Origin of the sequence: Colwellia sp. E2M01, from assembly GCF_018860585.1 — a bacterium.
Lineage (GTDB): Bacteria > Pseudomonadota > Gammaproteobacteria > Enterobacterales > Alteromonadaceae > Colwellia.
Genome location: NZ_JAHKPR010000032.1, coordinates 1 through 6,373 on the forward strand (window position 1 = coordinate 1; position 6,373 = coordinate 6,373).

A 6,373-nucleotide genomic window follows, 5' to 3' on the forward strand; every position below is an offset into this window, starting at 1 on the left:
ACTTGTTATATGCAACAGTAGTAAAACCAAACTGTGCACGAATTTAAAGTTGCCGTAATAATATAACCTGACTGTGAATTTTTACGCTACTCACTAAAGCCAGAACAAATTAATAGTGTTGCCACCTTTGAAAAAGGTATAAAAGGCAACGCTTATTAGTGCTAATGCAAACCTTTTTTAGCGTAAAACTTTACACTAGAAAGCTCTTTATCTAAAGCTAATTTTTATTAGCATATAACGCCTCACTAAGAGGCAAATAATGGTTGGCTAAAATAGACGACGAAGGAGTAAATAGCCAACTGTTATTTGTCCTTTTGAGTGACTTGTTATGTGTAAATTAACTCTTACTGCGTTTCATGAACATTTGATTATCATGCTCAGGAGCTAAATCATTTACATCAATAGAATGACATAGTTTTATAATTTCAACGCAATCTACACATGATATTTCACCTAAACTATCTTCAAACTCATGTTCATAGTCTGAATTAAAACATAAAGCGGAACCTTCAGAGTCTACTGCATGAGTCCGAATCCACTTAACACCATTACGGTTTACTACTTTTTCGATGAGAGTTTTCGCCACGCCAATTCCTTTACACATAACGCCACAATAAGCGGCTAATTGCAGTTGGCTAAAATAGTGAGGCACGAACGGCAGCCAACTGTAATTTGTCCGTTTGATTGCCTTGTTAGTTGGTTGATAGTTAAACATATTTTACTCACCAACAACACTGAAATTTAATTGAGAAAGTAAGAACTAAAAAGCACAGCACAACTTGCCACCAACCGTGAATTTGAGCCTTAACACTTTTGATAATTAGATTTACCAAACGAGTTTGGCGAAAACTATTTAGCAAAGAATACTAAACTACTTTTTCACGAAAAAATTAGCCACATAAAAGAACTGAAACAAATGCAGTTTATGCGAGATAACTTTCCTATTTACACAAAATTATTCTCGAACAAGTTGTGCCAACTAACGCCCCATTAAGAGGCAAAAAATTGTTGGCTAAAATGTTGAGGAACGAAAACAGCCAACTGTTTTTTGTCCTGCTTTAATGCCTTGTTAGTTGTTGATAGTTAAACACATATAACTTACCAACAACACTAAAAGTTAATTGATGGAAGTGAGTATTTAAAAACACCACCGCAACTTAGCCACTGAATGCGAACTTTGAGCCGTTTACAAAACTACTGATTATATTTACCAACAAAAATTAGGCGAAAACTGTGTTAACAAAAACACTAAAGCCAATGAGTAAATTGAAAGTAGACACAAGAAAGGAAGGAAACAAACACCAATCCTTTGATGTGAAATACCGCACGATTAAACTAAATTTACTCGAACAAGTTGCGGCAACTAACGCCCTGTTAAGGGGCAAAAAATTGTTTGCTAAAATGTTGAGGGACGAAACAGCAAACTGTTTTTTGTCCTGCTTTAATACCTTGTTAGGTGTTTGAACTGATTAGAGTTTATGCCACCTAAACTTACCAAACCACAATAAAGTAATTGGCAAAGTCTTGCACGAAATTTTGCAGTAAAAACTGAGGAATTAGCTCACCAGAAATTTCATTAAACGGCTTTGCTCAATTTTATGTAACACCGCGAAACAATAATATACGCGCGATAAATACAAAACTGAATTACGTTTTAAGATACGTGATTGATGCAACAAACGAGAATCAAAAAATAAACCTTAGGCAAATAACCCATTACACCTAACGCCTTACTAAGCGGCGCGAAATTGTTGGCTAAAATTGCGAGGAACGAGCGCTAGCCAACTGTTTAGCGTCCGTTTGAGTAACTTGTTATGCCTTGTAAAACTGTACGGCTACCCCATCAACTAAGTCGTCAAATGTTAATATGTCTATATCTTTATAGTCATGCATTATTTCTCGCCATACATCGGAATCAAAATCATTTCTTCTACCAACGACTAAGACCCTACGAGGCTTATGAACTTTAAAGCCATACTTCTTTTCAAACCATGTTCGATTATTTGGATCATCAAAATAGCTTGAGTAAACTCGCGTTTGAGATATGTAGGAATTAAGCCATGCTCCAAAAGTCTCTCTGTTCTTTGTACCTACAACAGTTTCTTTAGATAAGTGAGGAAGTTTAAATTCAATGATATCTGCGTATCCATTGGGCTGAACTACAAAAAAATCAGGTCTTATATTATTTTTATTTTCGCTCTGCCATTCACAAGTTAGCTCCGAATGAATTTCAGTTGCACCAAATTTCATCGATAATATAAATTCGTTGTCTTTTTGAGATAAGAAGTTCGTTATATCTGTTTCTGAGCTATTGTCATCTCCCCATTTTTCGATGAATTTATTTATTTTGGGAAGTTGTACAGCCCTATAATCTTGGGGCATTGGATAAATATAACGGGCATCATGTTCAACAAAACGCTGCATTGGTGATAAATTAAATGAAATTATTTCTGTTTCATCGTCATTTTCTTTAAATTTAATAGGAATCAAATCTAACCACTTAATTCTTCTTGTTTTTAAACCTGACTCGTCCGCATCAAAAAACATACCGTTAATTATACGAGTAAACTGTCCATCTGTCGGTTCCGGACATGGAGTGTTAAACGCCATAATGCTATCTTGGGCGGCAAAATTCCAGCCGAGATCTGAGAGTTTGTCCCAACCCCTATTTGTTGGTAATAATAAATCCTCATTTATCGGAGGAAGAGGCATTCTTATTCTTCCTGTAGAGTCATATTCAAACCCGATGATTAACTCAAGTAGATTGCAATCTTTAGTTGAATAGTCATGGTATTGAATTTCAATATTTGATTCTTCTTTTAACTCCGTTAATGATTCAGAACCTATATATTCGACACCGATGTGAGTTCTGCCAATATAAATTACAATCTTCTCATGAGCTAACAAGAAACCCGTTACTGTTTTTATTAGCTCAGGGTTATTCTTAACATAATGATATATAGGACCTAAGTGATTTCTCATTAGCTGTTCTAAGAATGTCATTACTATTGGTTTAATCGATGAGTGGACTACTTTTTCAGACATACATTACTCGTTGGATGTGGAGAGGCATAACGCCTCATTCAGAGGCAATAAAATAGTTGGTTAAAATAAGCGAGGCACGAGCAAAAACCAACTGTTTTTTGTCCTGCTGAAATGACTTGTTATGTTTCATTTATTCATATGAATATCAATATAATCAATAAGTTCTTGCTCTGTTTCTATATATTCTAGATGTATTCTATTTATTTCAGATATATCAGCTTTAAGCTGTGCTGCCGCTAGTTTAATTTCGATTTCAGTTACCATATCATTTAAGCGCTTATGCTCTTTCCATGGTACTCCCTGCTTAATAAACATCACCCATACTTTCCAATCTTTGAATGTTTTTACCCAGTCAGCAGGTTCTATAAACTCTAAATTACTTGAAGAGGAAATAGATTTAACACTTTTAAAAGTTAATTCAAAATCACCCTGTTGCAACTTATATGGTTGCCATCGAACTCCTCCACTCATTCCGGCATCATAAATACCTTTTGACAATATTTCATTGAGAACATCGATAGAAGGAAATATCCCTGATGTGTACAAATAAGGAATGTTCGTTAGTAATTTCCCTGTATTACCTATTTCAACAAGCTCATGAAAACCAGTTGGTGGCAAAATAACGAATTCAAACTCATCATTATGGCTTCGCTCTAAAATAATAGTCTCTCCCTGAATATTGAGTTCACTTTCTTGTTCGGAGCAGCTAAACAAAAAGAGTAAAGAAAATAAAACAAATAATATCCGCACAACTCTTCCTTGAAACATAACGCCCCATTAACGGGCAAAAAATTGTTGGCTAAAATGTTGAGGAACGAAAACAGCCAACTGTTTTTTGTCCCTGTTTAATGGCTTGTTATATGCCATTTACACCAAAGCTATTTTTCTTTTTTTTGTAACCCAACCATATAATTGTGACTAAAACTAAATTACCCAGCATGATAAAACCGATTGTAGCATTTTGAGTTTGCTCAATAATAGTAAACTTAGCATTTAGCCAAAGAGGGAAAAACATACTCATAGGAATTACAGTAACAATAAAAATCAACCACAACACATAACGAATAATTATGTTTAAAATTGATTTTCTTTGAGGCGTCTCTAAACGTTCAATTAGATATTTATATAATTTAACAGCGAATAAGCATGTATAAAAATAAACGAGGAAGAGAGCTACAAAAATCACAATATTCATCAGAACCCTTCTTGGCATATAACGCCACGTTAAGCGGCAAAAAATTGTTGGCTAAAATTGTGAACGGAGTGAAACAGCCAACTGTTTTTTGTCCGTTTGAACGCCTTGTTATAAGGTTGGTTCCCAAGCCCATTTTTTGTATTTTACGACAAACTCTTTGGCTTCAGATAATGTATCAGGGTACGGAACACTATCATAGCTATTTGAATCAGTTCGTATTTTTTGAAACACAAAACCATGCTCAGCAAGAAACTTAACCTTTTTCCATTGGGCTACATCCGATTTTTTAGGTGGCTTAAAGTGTCTACCTAAGTTTACCGTTGTGCTTTTACAAATAGGACACTCCATAGTCTTAGGGTAATCACATGGAGGGACGTTGAAATGACGCATGTTAGAAGTTTTACAGTTAAAACATGCAAAAGACATTGAGTACTCGGGACCTTGCACTTTTACAACTGGTTCAGGTAAATCCCTGTAACCAGCTTTTCTGCGGAGTTCCATTCGAGTTTGCTTATCCATGCCTGATTGAACCTTATAACGCTTTGCTCAGCGGCTAAGTACAATTTGCTAAAATGCGCGAAGCGCTAGCAAACTGTACGTGTCCGTTGAAGCAACTTGTTATATGTTAACTAGTTAGAAAACACATAACGTTTAAAAAATTAAATAGCTAGTTGGATGGAATGAGTAGAACTAACAACGAACCGCCACTTTACCACTAACCGTGAATTTGAGCCGTTTACGCAAAAGCCTATTAAGCGATTGCACAAACAAAAATTATAAAACCTGAAGGGAGTTGAGCGAAAAACACCAAATCCATTTAGGCGAAAACTGTGTAACCAAAAATACAAAACCAAAGTTACTGCGCTAAAACTTACCACAACAAAGAATGAAACAAGCACAATAAATGTTAACTAAATGCCCAAACCACAAAATAATTTTTTAAGATTAGTGGCGGCATATAACGCTTTGCTAATGGGCAAATAACATGTTTGCTAAACTGCGCGGAGCGCGAGCAAACTGTTATTTGTCCTGTTGAGCAACTTGTTATATGCAGCAAGGCTTGTAGCCAAATACTACACAAACTTAAGTCACCCGTAATAATATAACCTGACCGTGAACTTTTGAGCTACACACTAAAGCCAGAACGAATTAATAGTGTTGCCACCTTTGAAAAAGGTAATAAAGGCAACACTTATTAGTGACAATGCCAAACCGTATTTAGCGAAAAACTATGCACTAGAAAGCTCTTTATTTAAAGCGAATTTTTAATAGCATATAACGCCCCAATAAGAGGCAAAAAATAGTTTGCTAAAATGTTTGAGGTACGAAAAACAGCAAACTGTTTTTTGTCCTGCTTGATTGGCTTGTTATGTGTGTTTTACATGGCAAACATTGTACTTTCAAAACACACAAAGGTTTGTAGCATGGAATGAGTAGAACTTAAAAACAGATCGCCACTCGCCACCAAACCGTGAATTTTGAGCCTTAACACTTTAGCTAATTATTCGCACTAAACGAGCTAGGCGAAAACGTTGTAACCAAAAACATAAACCAATTTTTCTGCGCTAAAGTTACCACAACAAAGAAACGAAACAAGCGCAAACATTTTAAATTAAACGCCTAAAGTCCGATAAAATAATATTCGAACAGTGGCGACACATAACGCCACAATAAGCGGCTAATTGCAGTTGGCTAAAATAGTGAGGCACGAACGGCAGCCAACTGTAATTTGTCCGTTTGATTGCCTTGTTAGTTGGTTGATAGTTAAACATATTTTACTCACCAACAACACTGAAACTTAATGGCGCAAGTTAGAACTAAAAAGCACTTCACAACTTGCCGCCAACCGTGAATTTGAGCCTTAACACTTTTGCCAATTGGATTTACCAAACTAGTTAGGCGAAAACTGTTTAGCAAAAAACACTAAACGACTTATTCACGAAAAAGCTAGCCACATAAAAGAACAGAAACAAGCGCAGTTTATGCGAGATAACCATCCTATTTACACAAAATAATTCTTGAACAAGTTGTGCCAACTAACGCTTTGCTAATGGGCAAAATACCGTTTGCTAAAATTGGCGAGGTACGAGCCGAGCAAACTGTATTTTGTCCTGTTGAGCAACTTGTATGGAT

At 35.7% G+C, this 6,373-nt stretch carries 6 protein-coding genes; 1 reads left to right on the forward strand and 5 read right to left on the reverse strand.

The window, feature by feature from the left end; genetic code table 11:
• Window positions 1-337: 337 nt before the first annotated feature.
• Window positions 338-586 carry a hypothetical protein gene (locus tag KO502_RS07475; RefSeq protein ID WP_216021955.1) on the reverse strand — a complete coding sequence of 83 codons (249 nt, stop codon included), beginning with the start codon at window positions 584-586 and terminating at the stop codon, window positions 338-340.
• Window positions 587-1,233: 647 nt separating this feature from the next.
• On the opposite strand from KO502_RS07475, the gene KO502_RS07480 reads away from it, so the two are divergent.
• A complete protein-coding gene (locus tag KO502_RS07480; RefSeq protein WP_216021956.1) occupies window positions 1,234-1,464 on the forward strand; it encodes a hypothetical protein in 231 nt (76 codons plus the stop codon).
• A 348-nt stretch (window positions 1,465-1,812) separates the two neighbouring features.
• Here the strand turns inward: KO502_RS07480 and KO502_RS07485 are convergent, their stop codons facing one another.
• From KO502_RS07485 to KO502_RS07500, 4 genes are all read right to left on the reverse strand, one after another.
• The gene (locus tag KO502_RS07485; RefSeq protein WP_216021957.1) at window positions 1,813-3,045 is read right to left on the reverse strand and encodes a Shedu anti-phage system protein SduA domain-containing protein; all 1,233 of its coding nucleotides are present in this window, start codon (window positions 3,043-3,045) and stop codon (window positions 1,813-1,815) included.
• Between the two features lie 126 nt (window positions 3,046-3,171).
• Window positions 3,172-3,813 (reverse strand): hypothetical protein, encoded by a 642-nt coding sequence (locus tag KO502_RS07490; RefSeq protein ID WP_216021958.1) that lies wholly within the window; start codon window positions 3,811-3,813, stop codon window positions 3,172-3,174.
• An 88-nt stretch (window positions 3,814-3,901) separates the two neighbouring features.
• Entirely contained in the window at window positions 3,902-4,240 is a 339-nt protein-coding gene (locus KO502_RS07495) for a hypothetical protein (RefSeq protein ID WP_216021959.1), read from the reverse strand.
• Between the two features lie 108 nt (window positions 4,241-4,348).
• Entirely contained in the window at window positions 4,349-4,759 is a 411-nt protein-coding gene (locus tag KO502_RS07500; protein WP_216021960.1) for a hypothetical protein, read from the reverse strand.
• Window positions 4,760-6,373: the final 1,614 nt, after the last annotated feature.

What these genes read in the sequence shown, in the direction of transcription:
- KO502_RS07485 (WP_216021957.1), bottom strand. Translation starts at nt 3,045, where the DNA reads ATGTCTGAAAAAGTAGTCCACTCATCGATTAAACCAATAGTAATGACA.
- KO502_RS07490 (WP_216021958.1), bottom strand. Translation starts at nt 3,813, where the DNA reads ATGTTTCAAGGAAGAGTTGTGCGGATATTATTTGTTTTATTTTCTTTA.
- KO502_RS07495 (WP_216021959.1), bottom strand. Translation starts at nt 4,240, where the DNA reads ATGAATATTGTGATTTTTGTAGCTCTCTTCCTCGTTTATTTTTATACA.
- KO502_RS07500 (WP_216021960.1), bottom strand. Translation starts at nt 4,759, where the DNA reads ATGGATAAGCAAACTCGAATGGAACTCCGCAGAAAAGCTGGTTACAGG.